Source organism: Pseudomonas sp. CROZ-RG-20F-R04-15 (assembly GCF_022662375.1).
In the GTDB taxonomy this organism is placed as follows: domain Bacteria; phylum Pseudomonadota; class Gammaproteobacteria; order Pseudomonadales; family Pseudomonadaceae; genus Aquipseudomonas.
Genome location: NZ_JAKNQL010000019.1, coordinates 54,883 through 75,955 on the forward strand (window position 1 = coordinate 54,883; position 21,073 = coordinate 75,955).

The following is a 21,073-nucleotide window of genomic DNA, read 5'->3' on the forward strand; positions in this document are numbered from 1 at the left end:
ATGAGTGAACAACCACCGGGCAAGCGCGCCGGGCGGATTTTTATGATTCTGGCCTGGTGCGCGGCTTTGTTTCTGGCCACGCGGTTTTTCGGTCAGTGGGAACAGCGCCAGCAGAATCCGAACGTGGTGGTCAGTTCGGAGCAGGGTGAAGGTTTTATCGAAGTGAAGCTGGCCGGCAATGCCCAGGGGCATTTTGTCGCCAGCGGTCAGATCAACGGTGAGCCGGTCGAGTTCATGCTCGACACTGGTGCGACCGATGTGGCGATCCCGGCGGATCTGGCCAAGCGTTTGAAGCTGGAAGAAGGTTTCGGTGTGACCCTGAGCACGGCCAATGGTCTGAGCCAGGGCTATCGGACCAAAATCGACCACCTGCAACTGGGCGACATCGTGCTGCGGGATGTTCGCGCACTGGTGGCGCCGGGGCTGCATGGCGATCAGGTGCTGCTTGGCATGAGCGCCCTGAACAAACTTGAATTTACTCAGCGCGGTGGCACCATGCTGCTGCGCCAGACAACGAACCGATGAGGCCTGCATGAGCAATCCCCTTGATCTCAGCCTGGACGGTGTAGAACGCCGGTCGCTGGCTGACTTCACCGAAAGTGCCTACCTCAATTACTCCATGTACGTGATCATGGACCGTGCTCTGCCGCATATCGGCGACGGCCTGAAACCGGTACAGCGGCGTATCGTCTACGCCATGAGCGAGTTGGGCCTGGACGCCGATTCCAAGCACAAGAAATCGGCGCGTACCGTCGGTGACGTGCTCGGTAAGTTCCACCCGCACGGCGACTCGGCGTGCTACGAAGCCATGGTGCTGATGGCCCAGCCGTTCAGCTATCGCTACACGCTCGTCGACGGTCAGGGTAACTGGGGTGCGCCGGACGATCCGAAGTCCTTCGCCGCCATGCGATACACCGAAGCGCGGTTGTCGCGTTACTCCGAAGTGCTGCTCAGCGAACTGGGCCAAGGCACTGCCGACTGGGGCCCGAACTTCGATGGCACGCTGCAGGAGCCGCTGGTGCTGCCGGCGCGCCTGCCGAACATTCTGCTCAACGGTACCACCGGTATCGCCGTGGGCATGGCCACTGATGTGCCGCCGCACAACCTGCGCGAAGTCGCTACCGCTTGCGTGCGCCTGCTCGATGAGCCGAAAGCCACGGTCGAGCAGCTCTGCGAACACATTCAAGGTCCGGATTATCCGACCGAAGCGGAAATCATCACACCGCGCGCCGACCTGCTGAAAATGTACGAAACCGGCAAGGGCTCGGTGCGCATGCGCGCCGTGTACCACGTCGAAGACGGCGACATCATCGTCACCGCGCTGCCGCACCAGGTGTCCGGTGCGAAAGTGCTGGAGCAGATCGCCGCGCTGATGCAGGCGAAACCGTCGAAAGCCCCGCAGATCGCTGACCTGCGCGACGAATCCGACCACGAGAACCCGTGCCGCATCGTGATCATTCCGGTCAACAGCCGCGTCGATCATGACGCGCTGATGCAGCACCTGTTCGCCAGCACCGAGCTGGAGTCGACCTACCGGGTCAACGTCAACATCATCGGTCTGGACGGCAAGCCGCAACTGAAAAACCTCCGTGCGTTGCTGGTCGAGTGGCTGGAATTCCGCGTGCAGACCGTACGTCGCCGCCTGCAATTCCGCCTCGATAAAGTCGAGCGTCGTCTGCACCTGTTGGACGGTTTGTTGATTGCCTACCTCAATCTGGATGAAGTGATCCACATCATCCGCACCGAGGAACACCCGAAAGCCAAGCTGATCGAGCGTTTTGCCCTCAGCGAAATTCAGGCCGACTACATTCTCGACACCCGTCTGCGTCAGTTGGCGCGTCTGGAAGAGATGAAACTGCGCGACGAGCAGGACGAACTGCTCAAGGAACAAGCCAAGCTGCAAGCCCTGCTGGGCAGCGAAGCCAAGCTGAAGAAGCTGGTGCGCACCGAGCTGATCAAGGATGCCGAAACCTATGGCGACGATCGCCGTTCGCCAATTGTCGAGCGCACCGAAGCCAAAGCGTTGACCGAGCACGATCTGCTGCCGAACGAGAAAGTCACCGTCGTGCTGTCGGAAAAAGGCTGGATCCGTTCGGCCAAAGGTCACGACATCGACGCCACCGGCCTGTCGTACAAGGCGGGCGACGGCTTCAAGACCTCGGCAGCGGGGCGCTCCAACCAGTCTGCCGTGGTGATCGACTCCACCGGCCGCAGCTATTCGGTTGCCGCGCATACGCTGCCGTCGGCACGTGGCCAGGGCGAACCGTTGACCGGTCGTCTGACGCCGCCGCCGGGTGCGACCTTCGAATGCGTGCTGATGCCTGAAGACGAAGCGTTGTACGTGATCGCCTCCGACGCCGGGTACGGTTTCGTCGTCAAAGGCGAAGACCTGCAAGCCAAGAACAAGGCCGGTAAAGCGCTTTTGAGCCTGCCTAACAACGCCAAAGTGATCGCGCCGCGACCAGTGGCTGACCGCGAGCATAACTGGCTGGCCTCGGTGACGACCGAAGGTCGCCTGCTTATCTTCAAAATCAGCGATCTGCCACAATTAGGGAAGGGCAAAGGCAACAAGATCATCGGTATTCCCGGTGAGCGCGTGGCCAGTCGCGAAGAATATGTCACGGACATCGCCGTCATTCCGGAAGGCGCCACCTTGGTGCTGCAGGCCGGAAAACGGACCCTGTCGCTGAAGGCCGACGACCTCGAACACTACAAAGGTGAGCGTGGACGTCGTGGCAATAAGCTTCCAAGGGGCTTCCAGAGAGTGGATGCGCTGCTCGTCGAAAACCTCAATTAGGCGCCCTAGAGCGTTCGATCCACGATTTAACGCGTAGATCGACGCTTTGGCGCTGGAGTCGGAACGCATATTCACGGATGATATGGCCTTTCCAAGCGCCGGCGTGGCCGAGCGTTCTTCATATTTATTGAGTATTTTCACTGTGGTCAGCCTTGTGGCGGCCACCTGGACGGGATGATGACTGCTCTGCGCCCCCTTATTTTCCTGCTCGCCGGCGTTTTGGGCCTGGCGGGTTGCAGCGTTCACCAGCCGGTGTCGCTGTATCAACTGGACAGCGGAAGTCCGGTTCAGCCTGCGCAAAGCGCGGGCATGGCAGTTTTGTTGGGTCCGGTAGTCGTAGCCGATTACCTGCAACGTGAGACTTTGCTGCAACGTCAACCGGATGGCAGTCTGCAAGCGGCGACCGACGGTCGTTGGGCAGGTAGCCTTTCGTCGGATATTGATCAATTGCTGATGCGCCAGGTGGCGGGTCACCTGGACAGCCAGCGTGTGGTGCTGGCACCGGCAACCACGGGGTTCACTCCGGATGTGCAAGTGCTGCTGACCATTACGCGTCTGGACTCCGGCGAGAAACAACCGGCGATTCTTGATGCGCAATGGCGTTTGATCGACCGCCGTGGTCAGGTGCGTGATAACCGCATCGTGCATCTGCAAGAGCTGCATGCCGGCAGTACGGCTTCGCAGGTTCAGGCGCAGGGGATTTTGTTGCAGCGTCTGGCCGAGCAATTGTCGGTGGCGCTCAAGCCGTTGGCCAATCAGCCACCGGTGGCTGAGGCACCGCGTAAATCGGCACCAAAACCGGCCGCGCCGGCAGCGGAAGCCGAGAAACAGCCGAAGATTCCGATGGCTTCGCCGATTCGTACGGATATGGAAGTGTTCCGCTTCTAACGCTGGATCGAGTTGAACAGAGCCCGCCTTGTGCGGGCTTTGTCGTGTCTGGCGGCTAGAAGATCAAAAGCCCCTCACCCTAACCCTCTCCCGGAGGGAGAGGGGACCGATTGGGGGATATTGCAGAGTTACGCCGACCTGATCGTCCTGCTGTGAATCCATAATCGACTCGATTGGTCAGGTCGATGTATAGCGTCAGACACCTCGGTCAGTCCCCTCTCCCTCTGGGAGTGGCTAGGGTGAGGGGGAAAGTGCAGGCAACAAAAAAGCCCGCAGACAATCGCTTGTCTGCGGGCTTCTTCACATCAGGCCTGAGGCTTAAGCCCGACGCTCATGCATCCGCGCCAGTTGCCGCTCGAGCATCGACGGATACGGCTCCATCAACCGCTCCACGCAGCAAGCCCCCTCAGGGCTGGCGATCGGGCGGATCCGTGCACGCTGGCGAATCAGCGCATCGTCGCCGATCTTGCGTTCAACCAGCAGCAGATTGCGGCTGTGTTGGGACAGAGCCAAGGCATCCTGCGCCGAATCGGTCAGCAGCAGATCGATCTGACTCAAGCCGAACAACTCATCGCCCAGGGTCAGGCCGAGTTGCAACTGCAGGGTGATGCCGCTGTCCGCGACTTCAATCTGCAATTGATGACCCAGTGCCCGCAGCAACTCGCCGCAGCAGATCGCGTTGGTCAGGTAGTCGTCGCCACTGTCTTCGGTGTGGAACAGCATCAATGTGCTGCCATCGTTCAGGGTTTCGATTTCGCCCTGATACAAGGAAGCGGCCTGATCGAGGCAATCGCGATAACGCTCCTGCAATTCTTCCAGACGTGCCCGTGGCAAGCGGCGCAGTTGCTCCTGCGAGCCCAGTTGCACGGCCAGTACGGCGGTGTGCTGCGGCACGCTTGGCGACGGTTGGCGAACGACGGGTTGCGGCGCGCCATTGAGCGACTCGTCGCGCAGGTCGGCGAATGCATCATCGTCTTCGACGGTACTGACCAGATGTCGCGGTGCAGGCTTCTGTGCCGCCATCGGACGGGTTTCGTCGAAACTCGGATCACGCAAGTTGCGCACTTCGAATTCCGGCTCGTCTTCTTCATCCTCGAACTCGGGTTCCGGTTCCGGTGCAGGCTCCGGCGCGTAGTTGGCGTGCAGCTGACGCGCCAGATCGCCGATTTCATCCTGACGATCGATGCCCGGCGTGTGCTCGTCGATGCGGCGTAACCAGACGCGAAGTTGCAGCAACGGCGTCGACAGGTAGCGGCCCATGCGCAGGCTCAAGGCCAGCGACAGCGCCAGCAGGATGCCGCTGAGAATGCCCATGCTTTGCAGGCTGATGGTCATCGGCTGCTGGAACTGATCCATGTCCAGGCTGATGCGCAGTTGCCCGGCGGTCACGTCCTGGAAGGTGATCTTGCTCTCGTACATGCCTTCTGCTTCGCCCAGCAGGCTGTGCTTGGGGCGCTGACCGGACTCGGCGAGGATGCGGTTATCCACGCTGTAGATCGCCGCGTGGGCCACCAGTTTGTTCTTGGTCAGGTTGTTGAGCAGCACGTTGAGGCTGAGGATGTCGTTGGACACCAACAGCTCGGTGGCCGAGGTCGCGGTCTGCGTGGTCAGGCTTTCGCCCAGCGCATCGGCCTGCTGGTGCATGGCCTGCTTGAATTGCAAACCCATCACGCCGGCGTAGATCACCAGGGCCAGAGCGACCAGGATCACGTTATGGCTGGCAATGCGCAATGCAATCGGTACACGGCGGTGACGCAGTGCACGGAAGATCAGCAGGAAGAAGTTATCGGTTTTAACTGGCGTGGGCCGGTTCACTGAGCTCGGCTCTTTTGTCCGTGAAGTTGACGCGCAGTATAGCGACAGGCCCTAGACCGGCAAAGCGCTCGCGGTGCCCGATGGTCACTGAAAGTGGGTAGAATGCGGTTTTTTTCCAGTTGCGGGGGTGCGCGTTGCGCGAAATCGTCCTGATTAACATCACGGGAGTCGACCGTCCGGGTCTGACGGCAGCCATTACCGGTGTTCTGGCACAAGGTGGTGTGAACATTCTCGACATCGGTCAGGCGGTGATCCACGACACCCTGTCGTTCGGCATCCTGGTTGAAATTCCCGATTCGGAGCAGGGTAAATCCGTGCTCAAGGACATCCTGTTCAAGGGCTACGAGCTCGACCAGCAGGTGCGCTTCACTCCGGTGTCCGAAGAGGATTACCAGCAATGGGTGGGCAATCAGGGCAAGAAGCGCCACATCGTTACCCTGCTGACCCGCAAAGTGACCGCCGGCCAATTGCAGGCGGTCAGTTCGATTACTGCCAAATACGGCTTGAACATCGATCACATCGACCGCCTGTCGGGTCGCATGCCGCTGGATACGCCGGCTGACAAAGGCAAGGGCTGCATCGAGTTTTCCGTGCGTGGTGAAGCGGCCGATCCGCAGGCGCTGCGTGCCGAATTCCTCAGCGTTGCCCAGGAACTGAACGTCGACATCGCCTTCCAGGAAGATTCGCTGTTCCGTCGCAACCGTCGCCTGGCGGTGTTCGACATGGACTCAACGCTGATCGAAGCCGAAGTCATCGACGAACTGGCCAAGGCTGCCGGCGTTGGCGAGCAGGTGTCTGAAATCACTGAGCGGGCGATGGCCGGCGAACTGGACTTCCGCGCCAGCTTCAAAGAACGTCTGGCCTTGCTCAAAGGCCTGGACGTCAGCGTGCTGGATTCGATCGGCGCCTCGCTGCGTCTGACCGAAGGCGCCGAAACGCTGTTCGCCGAGCTCAAGCGTCTGGGCTACAAAACCGCGATCCTGTCCGGCGGCTTCACCTATTTCGCCAAGCAATTGCAGGCTAAACTCGGCATCGACTACGTGTTTGCCAACGAGCTGGAAGTGGTTGATGGCAAGTGCACCGGCGTGGCGATCGAGCCGATTGTCGATGCGCAGCGCAAGGCTGATCTGCTGAAAGAGCTGGCGCACAAGGAAGGGTTGCGTCTGGAGCAGACCATTGCGGTCGGCGACGGCGCGAATGACCTGCCGATGCTGGCAATTGCCGGGCTGGGCGTGGCGTTCCGTGCCAAGCCACTGGTCAAGCAGTCGGCGAAGCAGGCGATCTCGACGTTGGGGCTGGATGGCGTGTTGTATCTGCTGGGCTTCCGCGATCGTGACGGACAGCTCTGAAATTTCTATCGCCTGACCTGGCCTCTTCGCGAGCAGGCTCGTTCCCACCGTTGAAATGCATTCCAACGTGGGAGCGAGCCTGCTCGCGAAGGTAGCGCCGCCGATCCATCGGCGGGCACTTAAAGCGATTTCCACAACGAATCAAAATCCTCCTCGCTACCGCCATTCTGCGCGGCCTCCAGCGAGCGATAAGCAAACTGATTGAAACTGTGCGTACTCGCCACCCGTCGATCGAGCCCGGCGCGGTGCTCTTCGCCCTGGGTGTTGATCAGCACCTTGCTGCCTTCCTGAAACGGCAGGCGCGGCGCCAGCAAGGTTGCCGGGACATCGATCGCGCTGATCTCCGGCAGCAACAATCCACGCAGATATTGGCTGTGGTCGTCCCGCGAACGCACCAGTTGCAAGCCGCAAGGCTGCGCATGTGGCGCCACCAGTTCAATGCCCATTTGCGTGCCGTCGCGCACCTGACGAATCCAGCGGATCACCGCAATGCTCCAGCCCAGACTGACACTATCCTGAATTCCGAGCATTTCGCCGGCCTGCAATTCGGCAGGGACTTCGTTTGGCCACGCCAGGCAATAACCGCCGGGGCTGTGATTGATCACCGGCAGGGCGTAGGTCGGATAGTGCGGCGCTGCTTCGGCGCTGCTTTCGTCTTCGACGAGGTGCTCGTACTGGATTTCTTCGTAGGGCAAAAACTGTTCATTGTTTTGCGGTGCCGCGTCGAAAGCCTGGCTCCAGCTATCCTTTTCACCGTTGGCCGCGACGTTGCTGAAATTCGCTGCGCGGGCGCCGGGATGTTTGAGCATGTCGCTGAAGCTGCGCTCGCCGCCGAGGTAGAAGTGCAGGGCGCTCATGCCTACGCACACGGTCAGACTGCCCTGGCCCACGGTGCGCTGAAAACTGCGTTTGGCGGCCTGGCCCCACGCGGCATGCAAGTGTTGCAAGGTGTCGAAGCTGAGCCCGGTCGGGATCGGCAAGGATGTCGACGTGCCCTGGTGCAGCAAATGCGCTTCGATGGCATTCACCAGCGGTTGTGGATCGAAGCCAAGCAATCCGGCCTGCTGCTCGCTGCGAAACATATCGCGATAACGCGGCCCAGCGTCGATTTGTGCGCTGACCGCAAACAGACCATCGTCCGGGCGAGCGGGATGCAGTTTGAGCAGGGCGCTCCACGGTTCGAGCACTTCGGCGAGCCGGGCGATCTGGTTCTGGCGCAACTGATTGCAGCGTGCGCTCCCCATCAGCATGGCGGCGATGTAGGTCTGTTCGAGGCTCAGCTCTGCGGTGAGACTGGCCAGACCATCCGGCACGCGCCGCTGTTGCAGTTGTAATTCACAGGCGCAGCGATACAGCTGATGCAGCTCGAACCACAGATGTTCCGGCGCCTGGCTGTACAGTTGCGTTGCGCGCACCATTTGTCCTTTCAGCGCATGAGCCGCCCGTTGCAGGGCCGTGCTGACCAGCGTCGCGCGATCCTTGCTGTACTTGGGCGCGATGCGCAGGATGATCTGTTTGTAGCCCGTCGCCAGATGACTTTGCAGTGCCTGGCAGAGGTTGCTGACCTTGCGCGAGCGTATGTCGAGCATGATTGCCTGATGCAAAAAGTGCCGCTCCAGATGCTGGCAGACGAAGTAAACCTCGGGGCGCAGCAGTTCCAGCAGTTGCAGGCGATTGTCGCTGGGCGTCAGCAAATGGTTGAGTTCGCCCAGGCCTTGGTAGAGCTGGCGCGCCGTTTCGCCGATATTGGCCTTGGGCAGCCCGGCAATCCAGCGTTTGAGGTCGCGCGGGGTGGGGTCGCAAAACGACAGGCGCAGTTGTGCAGGAACAGGGGCGTTCAGGTGTAGCTGAAATCGAGGCTCACTCATGCCGTGGCAAGCTCCGGCGGCGAATTGGGCAATGCCCGAAACTCTAGCAGCTGTGGTCTGTTTCGCTGGTTTCTGTGAGCTTTTTTACCGTTTGTCTGCTGGCTCGTTGCCATGTTGCAGGCGCTACTAGGCTCTCAGTCGTGCGATCGGATACGCACGGTCGTACGGCCTGCCGCCTATGTCGGGCAGGTCTCTTGGTAACTTCAAGGAGATGAGGTTCATGTCTAAATATGCAGTGGCAAATCAATGGGGCGGTAGTTCGGCGCCTTGGCATCCGGGTGGAACCTGGGTGCTGGGCGGGCGGGACAACCAGAATGTCGTCGCTATCGACATCAAGTCAGGCGACGACGGCAAAACATTCACCGGCACCATGACGTACGCCGGCGAGGGTCCCATTGGCTTCAAGGCTCAACGCACTGGTCAGAACCAGTACAACGTCGAGAATCAGTGGGGCGGCAATGATGCCCCATGGCATCCGGGCGGCAAGTGGGTGATTGGCGGCCGGGACAATCAGAACGTTATCGCGTTGAGCGTCACGTCCAGTGATGGCGGGAAAAACCTCAGTGGCACCAATACCTATGTCAACGAAGGCCCGATCGGCTTCCGTGGGCAGATAGAGTAACGGCACCACCGAGTCGTATCCGCCCTTTCGCAGACGTGCGAAGGGGCGGATCAGTGGCTCACAGCATTCAGGCTTTTGGCAGGGCCAGGCCTTGGCCCATCTGCACTGGCGAACCCGCGACCAGTTCTTCAGCCCACTTCACTTGATCTGGCCCGAACAGCACGATCGCGGTCGAACCCAGCTTGAAGCGACCCAGTTCGGCACCTTTTTCCAGATGGATCGGCGCACGCGCTGCTTCGTCGTAGCGGAAGGTTTTCAGTTCGCGCTTCGGTGGAGTGACCAGACCGGCCCACACGGTTTCGATCGACGCGACGATCATCGCGCCGACCAGCACCACGGCCATCGGGCCGCGCTCGGTGTCGAAGATGCACGCTACGCGCTCGTTGCGCGCGAACAGCTCCGGCACGTTTTCCGCAGTGGTCTGGTTGACCGAGAAGATCCGGCCCGGGATGTAGACCATCTCGCGCAGGGTGCCGGCCAGCGGCATGTGCACGCGGTGGTAGTCCTTCGGCGACAGGTAGATGGTAGCGAAGTCGCCGCCCATGAACGGTGCCGCGTTGGCGGCATCGCCACCGAGCAGTTCCAGCACGCTGAAGCTGTGACCCTTGGCCTGGAACACGCGACCGTGTTCGATCGGGCCGAGCTGGCTGACCGCACCGTCGGCCGGGCTGAGGATCGCGCCCGGGGTTTCGTCCAGTGGACGCGCGCCGTCTTTCAGGGCACGGGTGAAGAAGGCGTTGAAGTGCTCGTAAGCGGTCAGGTCTTCGACCAGCGCTTGCGACATGTCCACCTGATAGCGCTTGGCGAACCACTGGGTGAAGGCATTCTTGAACCAGCGCACACGGCACTCGGCAACGCAGCCAGCCAGGCGCGACAGCAGGTGATGAGGCAGCAGGTACTGGCTGAGGATAAACAGACGCTCTTTCATTGGTTGTCCTTAAAAAACCTTAAATCTCGACTGGCGTGTCAGGGTGGTTGCCCCATTCGCCCCAGGAACCGGCGTAGCCTTTGACCCGCGGATAACCGAGGGACTTGGCCACCAGATAAGTGAAACCCGACCGATGATGGGTCTGGCAGTGGGTAATGATTTCTTTGTCCTTGGTGATCCCGAGATCTTTGAGGATCTGCGGCATGTCCGTGCGGATGCGCAGCTGACGCGCCTTGTCCATGCCCGCTGTCCATTCGAAATTGACCGCGCCGGGAATGTGCCCGGCCTTGGCCGCCAGCACTTTCTCGCCGGAATACTCCAGCGGCCCGCGCGCATCCCAGATCGCCAGATCGGCAGCGCCGAGACGGCTTTGCAGGTATTCGCGCGTGGCAGTCGGCGCTTCGTCCAGGGTCAATGCCAGCGGCCCACCGACAATCGGCGGAACCTGGATCGACATCGGCATGCCATTCGCCAGCCACGCCGGCAGACCACCGTCTATATAGTGGTACTTGTCGTGACCGATCACGTCGAGCAGCCAGATAAAACGCCCGGCCCAGCCGCCGCCCTCATCATCGTAAACAACGTAGACCGCGTCTTTGCGATGGCCCAGTTCACCGAACAAGGCTTCCAGATCGGCTTTGGCCGGCAGCAGCCCCGGCGCCGGCGGTTGGCCGAGCTGAGTGCGTTTCGGGTCGACAAAGCGTGCACCGGGCAGATGACCTTCGGTATAGCGCGCGGCACTGGTCAGATCCACCAGAATCAGCTCTTCAGACTCAAGCCGAGGCAGCAGGTCGCTCGGTTCGATGACGAGCGGCAAGCCAGAGAAGTCAGACATGTGAGGTCTCCAGAGCACAAAGGGGGGGATTGTAGCGCAGCCTCATCGGGCACGGCTGCTAAAGCTGTGCAGGGCCTTTTCGATGCACTGCGCGGTTTTGCCAAAGGCTTGCACGGTGATGTCAGCGAACGGCCCGCCGCCCTGATCGGCGACGACGATCATGATCACCCGGCCGTTATTGACCAGTGAACGCAGGAACAAGTGCTCGCCACGGAACAGCGTGCGCAGGCCTGGCGGCAGCAGGGCGGAGAACTGGGCGTTGTTGTCCGGATTGATGCGCACTTGTGCCTGTTGCGCGAGCAAGCGTTGCAGCACGCTGCTTTGGCTGACGACGAACGTCAGCGCAGCGGCTTCTTTTGGCAAACCATACGTTTGCTGCACGCGCAGGCTGGATTGGCTGCGGTCGGCCATCAGGATCAGCACCCGGCGCATGCCACTGGCGGCCAATGCGTCGCGGGCGGCGACGGTCAGGCTCATCGCATTGGTGAAGCGGCTCGGCTCTGCCAACAGCTCGGCGCACTGCTTGCGCCACTGGGTCAAGTCTTCTGCACTTGGCGCGGCGGCGGGCAGCATGCCGGCCGGCAAACGATGGGTGCCCCACGGCCACAGCAGCGAAACCGCCGGGTGCCACAAGTCCGGCATCGCGTGATGACGCGCGCTGTTCGCGGCTTGCTGGTGCAACTGTTGTTGCACTTCGTCCATAGAAATTTGCAGATAAAGGCTGGTCAGGTACTGCCAGCGTTCGCTGTGCGGACTGTCCCAGGCCTGTTGCGCCGACAGCGCCAGACCATTGGCCAGCAACACGGTATTGGCCGGTTGATTGAGCCAGCGGCGCAGGGTCGGGTCATCGTCGAGACGGTTTTGCTGACGCAGCGGATGTTCGCTGTCGCGGGCAATACGCAGCACTTTCACCAGTTCGCGTTGCTCGCTCAGCAGCAGTTTATAACCCTGCTGCACCCAGATCGGCAGATGCCAGGCCTGCACCAACGCTTCAGCGATTTTCAGCAGGCGTACGCCGAACAATTGCTTCTCGACCACGCGCGCCGATTCGCCCTTGTGGATAACCCGCAGTTCCCATTCTTCGAGCAATTGCGGATACGTCAGCGCCAACGGCCACAGCGGCGACAGAAACAGCAGGCTGCCCCAATGAATGTCCTGCCATAGCCGCGCCAGGCGACTGGCAAAAAAACCGTTGGCCTGTTGTGTCGCGTGCTGGCTGATCATTTGCAACTGGCGCAGGGCCTTGGGGATCTGCATCTGCGGTTCGGCGGGCAGCCGCGCCAGCAACTCTTCGGTGCGGGCGAGGCCGAGGCGATTGATCGCCACTTCAAGATTTTCCGCTGGCGTGGCCATGGTGCCGTGGGTGTGACGATTCGCCTCACGGATGATGCTCAAGGCCAGCGCCGGGCTGTCCTGCATCAGGTCGGCGATGTCGCGCAGCGAGCTGCGATTGTCACGGATCGCCCGGCAGACTTTGTCGTGAGCCTCTTGTGGCACGGGCAGTCGCACGCCATCGAGCAACTTGACCCAGCCCTCGATCGTGGTCGGTTTTGCGTGTGGGACGTTCGTTTCATTAGCCATGTCTGGACGGGATCTTCACTGACTGTAGACGCGCCCGGCATGGGCTAAATTGGCTTTTCGCCTGAACTGGCTATAGTCTGGCGCAGTTTTGCCGATAAGTAGAAGAAGAGATTTTTTAACTTCCGAATATGACCTTGAACCCGACTTAAATAAGTACTTTCTACCTATGGCTAAAATTATCGGCATCATCGTCGTATTCGCGAGCGTGCTCGGCGGATACGTGCTCTCCCACGGCAAGATTGCCGCCCTGATCCAGCCTTTCGAGGTGTTGATCATCGGTGGTGCTGCACTGGGTGCTTTCCTGCAGGCCAACCCTGGCTACATGACCATGCACGTGCTCAAGAAATCCCTGAGCATGTTCAGTTCGCGCTTCAGCCACACGTTCTATCTGGAAGTGCTCGGGCTGATTTACGAGATCCTCAACAAGAGCCGTCGCGAAGGCATGATGGCCATCGAGGGCGACATCGAAGATGCCGCCGCGAGCCCGATCTTCGCCAAGTATCCGGCGGTGCTCAAAGACGAACGCATGACCGCGTTCATCTGCGATTACCTGCGCATCATGTCGTCCGGCAACATGGCCCCGCACGAGCTGGAAGGCTTGTTCGACATGGAGCTGTACAGCCTGAAGGAAGACCTTGAGCACCCATCGCATGCCGTGAACGGCATCGCCGACGCCATGCCCGGTTTCGGTATCGTCGCGGCGGTACTCGGTATCGTAGTGACCATGGCATCGCTGGGTGAAGGCGACCAGAAGTCGATCGGTCTGCACGTTGGTGCGGCACTGGTCGGTACCTTCTTCGGTATTCTCGCGGCGTACGGTTTCTTCGGCCCGTTGGCGCATTCCCTGGCCCACGATGCCAAGGAAGAACTGAACGTCTACGAAGCCATCAAGGCCTCGCTGGTCGCTTCGGCTTCCGGCATGCCGCCATCGCTGGCGGTCGAGTTCGGTCGCAAGGTTCTGTACCCGGCCCACCGTCCAAGCTTTGCCGAGCTGGAACAAGCCGTTCGCGGTCGCTAAGTCATGGAAAATAATCAGCCGATTATCATCAAGCGCGTCAAGCGCATAGCCGGCGGGCATCACGGCGGGGCGTGGAAAATCGCCTTCGCTGACTTCGCCACGGCGATGATGGCGTTCTTCCTGGTGCTGTGGCTGCTGTCCACCGCCACGCCTGAGCAGAAGATCGCCATCGCCGGTTACTTCAAAGACCCGGTCGGCTTTTCCGAAAGCGGCACGCCGTACATCATTGACCTCGGTGGTACGCCGACCCTGGCCCCGGAAAATACCCTCAACCCCGAAGTGAAATCGCAACCGCAGCCCGACAAGGTTACGGTCGACACCGAGCAGGTTGAAGGCATGGCCGAACAGGTCGAGAAAGAGCGTCTGGAACTGCTCCTGCAAGAACTGCAAAACAAGGTCGACGAGAACCCGCAACTGCAGAAATTCAAGGATCAGATTCTCTTCGAAATCACGCCGAACGGCTTGCGCATCCAGATCATGGACGCCGAGAACCGGCCGATGTTCGACTCCGGTTCTGCACGCCTGAAACCGTACTTCGAAGATATCCTGCTGGCCATGGCCGACACCATCAAAGCGGTGCCGAACAAGATCAGCATCAGCGGCCATACCGACGCCAAGCCATACACCGGCACCGGCGATTTCGGTAACTGGGAACTGTCGGCCAACCGTGCCAACGCTGCCCGTCGTGCCTTGGTCGCCGGTAGCTATCCGGATGCGCAAGTGGCGCGGGTCGTCGGTTATGCCTCGTCGGCGCTGTTCGACAAGGAAAACCCGTTCAACCCGGTCAACCGCCGCATCGACATTGTGGTGCTGACCAAGAAAGCCCAAGCGGCGATTGAAGGTTCGCAAGGCGCGGATCCGGCGAAACCGGCGGATCCAGGTCAGAATGGCGCCGCTCCGGCGACGCCGGTTGACCCGAATGCGCTGCCGGCGGATCAGCAGCCAGTGCCGGCACACGAGTTGCGCGAACGGTTGAACCTGTTCGACGACGCGGCGCCGAAACCGGCTGAACCGGGGAGTGCGGCGCCTGCCTCCGCTGCTCCGACGGCCACTGCCCCGGCCCCCGCGCCGAAGCAGTGATCCACAAAAAGCCACGGTCACCGTGGCTTTTTTGTATCTGCCTGCGTCGCAATGACCAGTCGCAGTTTTCGCAATCACGGAAGATCAGTTAATGGAAAGACTCAAAGCCTATTTTCAACGGCATGGCAACGCACCCTTTAAATTTGGCGAGGGGCGGGTCAGTGGCTATATTTCCGCCACCCTCGGGCTGTTGAGCCTGCTGGCAGTGTTCTGCTTCCTGTTTCCCGAGTGGCTGACCACGGCCGAACTGCGCAAGGTCTATGACGAGCAGTTCGCGCGGACCACGCTGTTGCTCGGTCTGGTGCTGTCGTTTAGCCTCGGCACCCTGAATATCCTGCTCAACAAACGTAAACGCCTGGGAATTACCGGTCTGGTTGCATCGGGGTTAGCAGTGTTCCTCGGTGGCACCAATGTCCAGGTCAGTTCGATCGGACAGACTCCCTACTCGCTAGGCCTAGACTGGTTTGTGCTGGCGTTGCTGGTATCGGCCATCGTGTTCATTCCTCTGGAGAAGCTCTACTCCAAGGACCCTGAGCAAAACATCCTGCGCCCGCACTGGCGCACCGACCTGACCTATTTCTTCGTCAGCCACATGCTGGTGCAATTCATCCTGATCTTCATCACCGCCTCGTCGAGTTACATTGCCGGTTGGGCGATGTCGCCGAGCTTGCAGGCAAGTGTGCAGAGTCTGCCGCTGGTGGTGCAGTTTTTGTTGGCGATACTGGTCGCCGATCTCGGCCAATACTGGCTGCACCGGCTCTACCATGTGGTGCCGTGGCTGTGGCGCATCCACGCAGTGCATCACTCCAGCACGCACATGGACTGGCTCGCGGGTTCGCGCGTGCACTTCATCGAAATCCTGCTGACCCGCACTGGCGTGCTGGTGCCTCTGATGTTGTTGGGCTTCGCGCCTCAGGCACTCAACGCCTACGTGATTCTGGTCGGCGTACAGGCAGTACTGGCGCACGCCAACGTGCGGATCAATGGTGGCTGGCTGAACTACCTGATCGTGCTGCCGCGCTACCACCATTGGCACCACGCCCGGCACAAGGATTACATCTACAAGAACTACGCGATCCACACGCCACTGGTGGACATGTTGTTCGGCACCTTCAAATTGCCGCCCAAAGAATGGCCGGTACGTTACGGCGTGTTCGGCAAGGAGTTGCCGGGCGGGATTGTGCGCCAGCATCTGTATGCGTTTCAGAAACCTGAGCCGAAAGTGGTCGTGCCAAAACCGCCTGCCAGCGTTTGAGGCAAAAAAAAGCCGCGAGATGATCGCGGCTTTTTTGTGTCTGGCTACTCAGTAGCCGTTCTCCGGCAAACTGGCGATGATCGAGCGGTAGCTGTTCATCCGTTGCTGCTGGATGCGTCCGTCCTCGAGTGCCTTGAGCAAGGCGCAACCCGGTTCGCGATCATGCTTGCAGTCGCGGAAGCGGCAAGTGCCGAGCAAGTCATCGAATTCGATGAAACCGGCTTCGACATCGGCGCGGCTGACGTGGCCCAGGCCGAATTCACGAATACCCGGGGAGTCGATCAGTTCACCGCCGCCAGGGAAGTGGAACAGTCGCGCGGTAGTCGTTGTGTGTGTGCCCTGACCGGACAATTCGGACAACGGCCCGACACGGGTTTCAACTTCAGGCAGGAGGCTGTTGACCAGCGATGACTTGCCGACACCGGACTGACCGACGAACACACTGATGCGGCCATCGAGTTGCTGTTGCAACTGTTCCATGCCGTTGCCGTGGTGCGCCGACACTTCCAGCACCGGATAGCCCAGCGTGCGATACACCGCCAGCAATGCGTTGAGCGCCGGGGCGTTCTGTTCGTCGATCAGGTCGAATTTGTTCAGCAGCAGCAATGGGCGGATGCCGGCGTGTTCGGCCGCGACCAGATAGCGGTCGATCAGGTTGGCATGCGGCTCGGGCAGTGGCGCGAAGACAATGACGATCATGTCGACGTTGGCCGCTACCGGTTTGAGCTGGCCACGGCTGTCCGGACGGCACAGTTCGGTGGTACGCGGCAGTTGCGCGACAATCACCCCGATGCCCTGGTTGCCGGCACGCCAGACGACGGTGTCGCCGGTCACCAGTGCTGGCAGGTTCGCGCGCAAGTGGCAGCGGAACACCTGGCCGGCCTGATCACCGTCAACAGCTTCGACCTCGACCTGCACACCGAAGTGGGCGATCACCAGGCCGGTCTGTTCCGGGCCCAGGTCGCCACCCTCGAGCGCTTCGACAGCCGAGGACTCGCGTTTGGCGGCGCGTGCAGCGCGTTCGCCTTGAATCTTTTCGATGCGCCAGTTTTGACGACGATTGAGTTGGCGTTTGGCCATGGGTGTTCCGTCTGAAGAATGCAGCGATTAGGTAAAACGGCCGCGAGTTTAGCACGCCCGGGCACCGCCCTAGGCTAAACTGCGCAGCATTGCCTAGGAGCCGAAATATGCCAAACCCGCAGAACCTGATCTGGATCGACCTGGAAATGACCGGTCTGGATCCGGAAAACGACGTCATCATCGAGATGGCCACCATCGTCACCGACAGCGATCTCAATACGCTGGCCGAAGGCCCGGTGATCGCTATCCACCACAGCGACGAAGTGCTTGCGCGCATGGATGAGTGGAACACCCGCACCCACGGTAACTCCGGCCTGACCCAGCGTGTGCGCGACAGCCGCATCAGCATGGCCGAGGCAGAAGCCGAAACCATCGCCTTCCTGGAAAAGTGGGTGCCGAAGGGCAAATCGCCGATCTGCGGCAACAGCATCTGCCAGGATCGTCGCTTTCTTTATACCCACATGAGAGCGCTGGAAAGCTATTTCCACTACCGCAACCTCGACGTCTCCACGCTCAAAGAGCTGGCCGCGCGCTGGGCGCCGGACGTGCGCGACAGCTTCAAGAAGGGCAGTACGCACCTGGCGCTGGACGACATCCGCGAGTCGATCGCCGAGTTGCAGCACTACCGCAAGCATTTCATCAAGTTTTGATGTGGTGTGTGCAGGAGCGGCCACAGGTTGCTCCTGTATTGGAATGTGGCGGTCGCATCTGTTGCTATGACATCCCGCTAATCTTTCGAAGTGAATTTAATCCCGAAATTATTGTTGCAATATTCTGATGTTGAATGTTGTGCTGTTATCCTGCGGGTGAACAAAGTAATGGCTTTGACGAGTTTCAATTAAGTGTCCCCGCTTGAATTGCTGTTGTAATCAGCTTTTTGTTTTTTCTTACACTTCTGAGAAAAGGATTTCCCCCAGCGCATGTTATTACTGGCGCTCTGTATTTTCGAACACTCGGAGTGTTCGATTTGATGTCTATCAAGGAAGAAGTTCATGAGTGAAACGTTGAGTGCATCACAGGGGCAATCTGTTGAGTCAGTTGCGGCAGAAAGCATTGGTAGTTTTGCCGTCAAGTTTGACGCGGGTGCATCCAGTCGGAGCAAAGTGCTATACGCCAATGGGCGCATGCAGGTTAAGGTCCAGGTTGTAGTGGCGGGTGTGGATCGCGATGGTAACGTCGTTGCTGTTTCCGACGAGGTCATGGAGAGTATTCGTCTTGTTCACTATGACAGCGGCAAAACCTTGCGCAATGGCTGGCGAGCCAGCACCGAGCAGGGCCGTTTCACCTTGGCAGTAGCGCACACCGCCACGGTTATGGAAGATGAGGATGATGGAGACGAAGATTCTTCGGGCCAGCACCGCGTACGCACATTCTGGGTTTCCAGCGAAAATGTTGAAACCATCCAGATCGCTGCGTCCATAAAGTTTGATAACACAATCATCCGCAGTAACGGTACAACTCTGTCGAGCAGGCATGACAGCAGCATCAGCATTGAGGCCATCCTGCCGGTCACCTATGCGGTTGAGCAATTCCATTGGGAAGATGTCTGGTATGACGGCGGGTTTAGAAATCAGCGTATTTACAAATACTACCTCGGCCTGTATCCCCATGCGCAGCAAGTCAAGTTGGTGGACTGGATTGCTGAGGGCTCTGACAAGAACGTTGTTTTTGCCTTCGGTAATAAAACCAAAGGATGGAATGCAGCGTTCCAGGCAGGCATTATGATCCGCCCTGACCGGCAAAGTATTGACGTGTCGTTACCGTTTACCGACGTCGTCGGCTGGACGCCATCAGAGATATTTATCATGAGAAGGAATACGAGGTTCGAGTCAACGACCGCATCGGAGAACTGACGGTTGTCCAGTTACTGTCTCCAGCTGCACGCGATCAACCGCCGGTCGACAGATCGGAAGTTTTCCGCTTCACCGCTCTCGACCAATTTGGCACTGAACATAAACTGGCTATCCGCACAGACTTCAAAGAACGAAGCTTCAGGCTGGAACGAGGTTAACGTCTCTCTTTAGATACCGGCGCGAAGTGGCTAGACTGCGCGCCTCTCTGCCGGGATCGCCACCATGTTGCTGATGCTCTATCTGATTGCCATTACTGCTGAAGCCATGACAGGCGCGTTGTCTGCCGGCCGTCGCGGCATGGACTGGTTTGGCGTGGTGCTGATTGCCTGCGTCACGGCGTTGGGTGGCGGTTCGGTGCGTGACGTACTGCTCGGGCACTACCCGCTGACGTGGGTCAAACATCCGGAATACCTGGTGCTGACCTCGGTCGCGGCGATGTTCACCGTGTTCACCGCGCGCTGGATGCGCCATCTGCGCTCGCTGTTTCTGGTCCTCGATGCAGTCGGTCTGGTGGCGTTCACCCTGATCGGCTGCATGACCGCTCTGGAAATGGGCCACGGCATGCTGGTGGCATCGGTCAGCGGGGTGATCACCGGGGTATTCGGCGGCATTCTTCGCGATATCTTCTGCAACGACATTCCATTGATCTTTCGACGCGAACTGTATGCGAGCGTGTCGTTTGCTGCAGCATGGTGCTACATGCTGTGTCTTTATCTGAATGTCCCTGGCGAACAAGCCATACTGATTACGCTGTTCGGCGGATTCTTGTTACGACTGCTGGCAATTCGTTTTCATTGGGAAATGCCAAAGTTTGTTTATAACGACGAGCATTAACCCTCGTTGCTGGAAGATGGTGGTTTTCCGGATAAAAGCCTGTGAGCCGCCGAAGCTTGCAAGTGTATGTTTCTTACATTTTTCGCTTTGCTGTTTATTTGAAAGGTCTGTAGTTTTTTTGTTGGCATTTCTTCGGTGCCAATATTTAAATATAACTCTTCAAAGGAATACATCATGAGTGAAAGCATGGACGCTACACCCAATCAGCAAGCCAGTCCGGCCATTCTTGCTGGACTTGGCAGTTTCAAAATCAAGTTTGATGCCAGCGACAGTACTCGCAGTAAATCGCTGTACGCTAATGGACGGATGCAGGTGAAAGTGCAAGTTCTGGTTTCCGGGGTTGATGCCGATGGTGATGTTGTGCACGTACCGACAGAGGTGATGGAAAGCATCGAATTGATTCATTACAGCTCTGGCAAAACGTTGCGCGACGGCTGGGCCGCGAATATCGTGCAAGGGCGGTTTACTATCGAGGCGCCCCCCTCAGCCGCTGCAGGAGAGGTTCAAGACGATGATCTGGAAAATGACAGCATCCATCCTCAGGTACGTACGTTCTGGGTATCCTCATCGAGCGCTGGTACGACCCAGATCGGTGCACGTTTGTCTCTGAACGGTGTGAGGATCGCCAGTAACGCGACCACGCTTTCCAATGTTCATGACAGCAGCGTAACGCTCGAAGCACAAACACCTGAGACCTATTCGATTGGACTGTTCGATTGGTTTCAGACGCGGCGGGGCAATGAAGAACCCGGCAATCGTATCTGGAACTACTATCTAGGGTTGTTTCCGAAGGGGCAGCAGATCAGGCTGGTCGACTGGATTGTAGATGGAGTAGAGCCAAGCGCTGATGATATCTTTGCGGGCGGTAACAAACTTAATGAATCAAAAACAAATTATATGGAGATTACACTTGTTCGTCGCGAACGAACTGAGTTCATAACGTACTTGCCTTTTGCCGGGAATAGTAATCTGCATACTTTTACTGCTGATGCTATAACAAGGCAAGAGAAGCGATATAGCGTAACCGTCAATGATCGTGAAGGTTATCTGACCGTGGTTCAAGCACTGTCCGAGTATTCGAAAGATGCGGGAAAATACAAAGTCGGCAATGTGCTTCACTTTCGTGCCATTGATCAGCACGGTACCGAGAATAAACTGGCTATTCGCACGAATTTTCATGAGCGTAATTTATACCTCGAACGTGGCTAGGTCTCATCGTCACTGATTCAATTTCTGTGGATGCAGTTATATATGCTTTTGATAGGGTGAT

General features: G+C 58.9%; 18 protein-coding genes. 12 read left to right on the forward strand and 6 right to left on the reverse strand.

From position 1 onward, the window contains the following. From L8H52_RS22710 to L8H52_RS22720, 3 genes are all read left to right on the forward strand, one after another. Positions 1-525: a TIGR02281 family clan AA aspartic protease gene (locus tag L8H52_RS22710; protein ID WP_242208828.1), complete on the forward strand. Its 525-nt coding sequence runs from the start codon at positions 1-3 to the stop codon at positions 523-525. Positions 526-532: 7 nt separating this feature from the next. Beyond that, positions 533-2,797, forward strand: a complete 2,265-nt coding sequence (parC, locus tag L8H52_RS22715) for a DNA topoisomerase IV subunit A (RefSeq protein WP_242208827.1) — start codon at positions 533-535, stop codon at positions 2,795-2,797. Between the two features lie 177 nt (positions 2,798-2,974). Next, the gene (locus L8H52_RS22720) at positions 2,975-3,685 is read left to right on the forward strand and encodes an ABC-type transport auxiliary lipoprotein family protein (RefSeq protein ID WP_064117177.1); all 711 of its coding nucleotides are present in this window, start codon (positions 2,975-2,977) and stop codon (positions 3,683-3,685) included. A 318-nt stretch (positions 3,686-4,003) separates the two neighbouring features. On the opposite strand, the gene L8H52_RS22725 is transcribed toward L8H52_RS22720, so the two are convergent. After that, positions 4,004-5,500, reverse strand: coding sequence for an AhpA/YtjB family protein (locus L8H52_RS22725; protein WP_242208826.1), 1,497 nt, complete (start codon positions 5,498-5,500; stop codon positions 4,004-4,006). 134 nt (positions 5,501-5,634) lie between these two features. Between L8H52_RS22725 and serB the strand changes: the two genes are divergently transcribed. Beyond that, positions 5,635-6,849, forward strand: coding sequence for a phosphoserine phosphatase SerB (gene serB, locus L8H52_RS22730; protein ID WP_008079219.1), 1,215 nt, complete (start codon positions 5,635-5,637; stop codon positions 6,847-6,849). Positions 6,850-6,968: 119 nt separating this feature from the next. Here serB and L8H52_RS22735 read toward each other — a convergent pair whose 3' ends face one another. Next, positions 6,969-8,717 (reverse strand): molecular chaperone, encoded by a 1,749-nt coding sequence (locus tag L8H52_RS22735; RefSeq protein ID WP_242208825.1) that lies wholly within the window; start codon positions 8,715-8,717, stop codon positions 6,969-6,971. A 220-nt stretch (positions 8,718-8,937) separates the two neighbouring features. On the opposite strand from L8H52_RS22735, the gene L8H52_RS22740 reads away from it, so the two are divergent. Then, entirely contained in the window at positions 8,938-9,339 is a 402-nt protein-coding gene (locus L8H52_RS22740; protein WP_242208824.1) for a lectin OAA, read from the forward strand. A gap of 67 nt (positions 9,340-9,406) precedes the next feature. Here the strand turns inward: L8H52_RS22740 and asd are convergent, their stop codons facing one another. Genes asd through L8H52_RS22755 form a run of 3 tightly spaced genes read right to left on the reverse strand, consistent with a single transcriptional unit; the run spans position 9,407 to position 12,683 of the window. Then, positions 9,407-10,267, reverse strand: coding sequence for an archaetidylserine decarboxylase (asd, locus tag L8H52_RS22745; RefSeq protein ID WP_008079215.1), 861 nt, complete (start codon positions 10,265-10,267; stop codon positions 9,407-9,409). Positions 10,268-10,286: 19 nt separating this feature from the next. Next, a complete protein-coding gene (gene rhdA, locus L8H52_RS22750; protein ID WP_242208823.1) occupies positions 10,287-11,102 on the reverse strand; it encodes a thiosulfate sulfurtransferase in 816 nt (271 codons plus the stop codon). Between the two features lie 42 nt (positions 11,103-11,144). Then, complete coding sequence (locus L8H52_RS22755) at positions 11,145-12,683, reverse strand: HDOD domain-containing protein (protein WP_242208822.1); 1,539 nt, start codon at positions 12,681-12,683, stop codon at positions 11,145-11,147. Positions 12,684-12,849: 166 nt separating this feature from the next. Here L8H52_RS22755 and motA point away from each other — a divergent pair, with 166 nt between their 5' ends. The 3 genes from motA (at position 12,850) to L8H52_RS22770 (ending at position 16,036) form a co-directional block, all read left to right on the forward strand. Further along, the gene (gene motA, locus L8H52_RS22760) at positions 12,850-13,701 is read left to right on the forward strand and encodes a flagellar motor stator protein MotA (RefSeq protein ID WP_007915795.1); all 852 of its coding nucleotides are present in this window, start codon (positions 12,850-12,852) and stop codon (positions 13,699-13,701) included. Between the two features lie 3 nt (positions 13,702-13,704). Beyond that, positions 13,705-14,781, forward strand: a complete 1,077-nt coding sequence (gene motB, locus L8H52_RS22765; protein ID WP_242208821.1) for a flagellar motor protein MotB — start codon at positions 13,705-13,707, stop codon at positions 14,779-14,781. 91 nt (positions 14,782-14,872) lie between these two features. After that, on the forward strand, positions 14,873-16,036 hold the full coding sequence (locus L8H52_RS22770) for a sterol desaturase family protein (RefSeq protein ID WP_141127342.1): 1,164 nt from the start codon (positions 14,873-14,875) through the stop codon (positions 16,034-16,036). A gap of 48 nt (positions 16,037-16,084) precedes the next feature. Here the strand turns inward: L8H52_RS22770 and rsgA are convergent, their stop codons facing one another. After that, a complete protein-coding gene (rsgA, locus tag L8H52_RS22775) occupies positions 16,085-17,116 on the reverse strand; it encodes a small ribosomal subunit biogenesis GTPase RsgA (RefSeq protein ID WP_038360332.1) in 1,032 nt (343 codons plus the stop codon). Between the two features lie 107 nt (positions 17,117-17,223). On the opposite strand from rsgA, the gene orn reads away from it, so the two are divergent. The 4 genes from orn to L8H52_RS22795 all read left to right on the forward strand — a co-directional run bounded on the left by orn (position 17,224) and on the right by L8H52_RS22795 (position 21,012). Next, complete coding sequence (gene orn, locus L8H52_RS22780; protein ID WP_242208820.1) at positions 17,224-17,766, forward strand: oligoribonuclease; 543 nt, start codon at positions 17,224-17,226, stop codon at positions 17,764-17,766. A gap of 342 nt (positions 17,767-18,108) precedes the next feature. Further along, positions 18,109-18,969, forward strand: coding sequence for a hypothetical protein (locus L8H52_RS22785; protein WP_242208819.1), 861 nt, complete (start codon positions 18,109-18,111; stop codon positions 18,967-18,969). A 222-nt stretch (positions 18,970-19,191) separates the two neighbouring features. Beyond that, a complete protein-coding gene (locus L8H52_RS22790; protein ID WP_137217697.1) occupies positions 19,192-19,803 on the forward strand; it encodes a trimeric intracellular cation channel family protein in 612 nt (203 codons plus the stop codon). 174 nt (positions 19,804-19,977) lie between these two features. Continuing rightward, entirely contained in the window at positions 19,978-21,012 is a 1,035-nt protein-coding gene (locus tag L8H52_RS22795; protein ID WP_242208818.1) for a hypothetical protein, read from the forward strand. Positions 21,013-21,073 lie beyond the last annotated feature (61 nt).

Excerpts from the sequence above, each read along its gene's own strand:
- motB (WP_242208821.1), top strand. The coding sequence starts at position 13,705 with ATGGAAAATAATCAGCCGATTATCATCAAGCGCGTCAAGCGCATAGCC.
- L8H52_RS22785 (WP_242208819.1), top strand. The coding sequence starts at position 18,109 with ATGAGTGAAACGTTGAGTGCATCACAGGGGCAATCTGTTGAGTCAGTT.
- L8H52_RS22735 (WP_242208825.1), bottom strand. The coding sequence starts at position 8,717 with ATGAGTGAGCCTCGATTTCAGCTACACCTGAACGCCCCTGTTCCTGCA.
- L8H52_RS22720 (WP_064117177.1), top strand. The coding sequence starts at position 2,975 with ATGACTGCTCTGCGCCCCCTTATTTTCCTGCTCGCCGGCGTTTTGGGC.
- L8H52_RS22755 (WP_242208822.1), bottom strand. The coding sequence starts at position 12,683 with ATGGCTAATGAAACGAACGTCCCACACGCAAAACCGACCACGATCGAG.
- L8H52_RS22710 (WP_242208828.1), top strand. The coding sequence starts at position 1 with ATGAGTGAACAACCACCGGGCAAGCGCGCCGGGCGGATTTTTATGATT.
- rhdA (WP_242208823.1), bottom strand. The coding sequence starts at position 11,102 with ATGTCTGACTTCTCTGGCTTGCCGCTCGTCATCGAACCGAGCGACCTG.
- motA (WP_007915795.1), top strand. The coding sequence starts at position 12,850 with ATGGCTAAAATTATCGGCATCATCGTCGTATTCGCGAGCGTGCTCGGC.
- L8H52_RS22795 (WP_242208818.1), top strand. The coding sequence starts at position 19,978 with ATGAGTGAAAGCATGGACGCTACACCCAATCAGCAAGCCAGTCCGGCC.
- L8H52_RS22790 (WP_137217697.1), top strand. The coding sequence starts at position 19,192 with ATGTTGCTGATGCTCTATCTGATTGCCATTACTGCTGAAGCCATGACA.
- parC (WP_242208827.1), top strand. The coding sequence starts at position 533 with ATGAGCAATCCCCTTGATCTCAGCCTGGACGGTGTAGAACGCCGGTCG.
- rsgA (WP_038360332.1), bottom strand. The coding sequence starts at position 17,116 with ATGGCCAAACGCCAACTCAATCGTCGTCAAAACTGGCGCATCGAAAAG.
- asd (WP_008079215.1), bottom strand. The coding sequence starts at position 10,267 with ATGAAAGAGCGTCTGTTTATCCTCAGCCAGTACCTGCTGCCTCATCAC.
- L8H52_RS22740 (WP_242208824.1), top strand. The coding sequence starts at position 8,938 with ATGTCTAAATATGCAGTGGCAAATCAATGGGGCGGTAGTTCGGCGCCT.
- L8H52_RS22770 (WP_141127342.1), top strand. The coding sequence starts at position 14,873 with ATGGAAAGACTCAAAGCCTATTTTCAACGGCATGGCAACGCACCCTTT.
- orn (WP_242208820.1), top strand. The coding sequence starts at position 17,224 with ATGCCAAACCCGCAGAACCTGATCTGGATCGACCTGGAAATGACCGGT.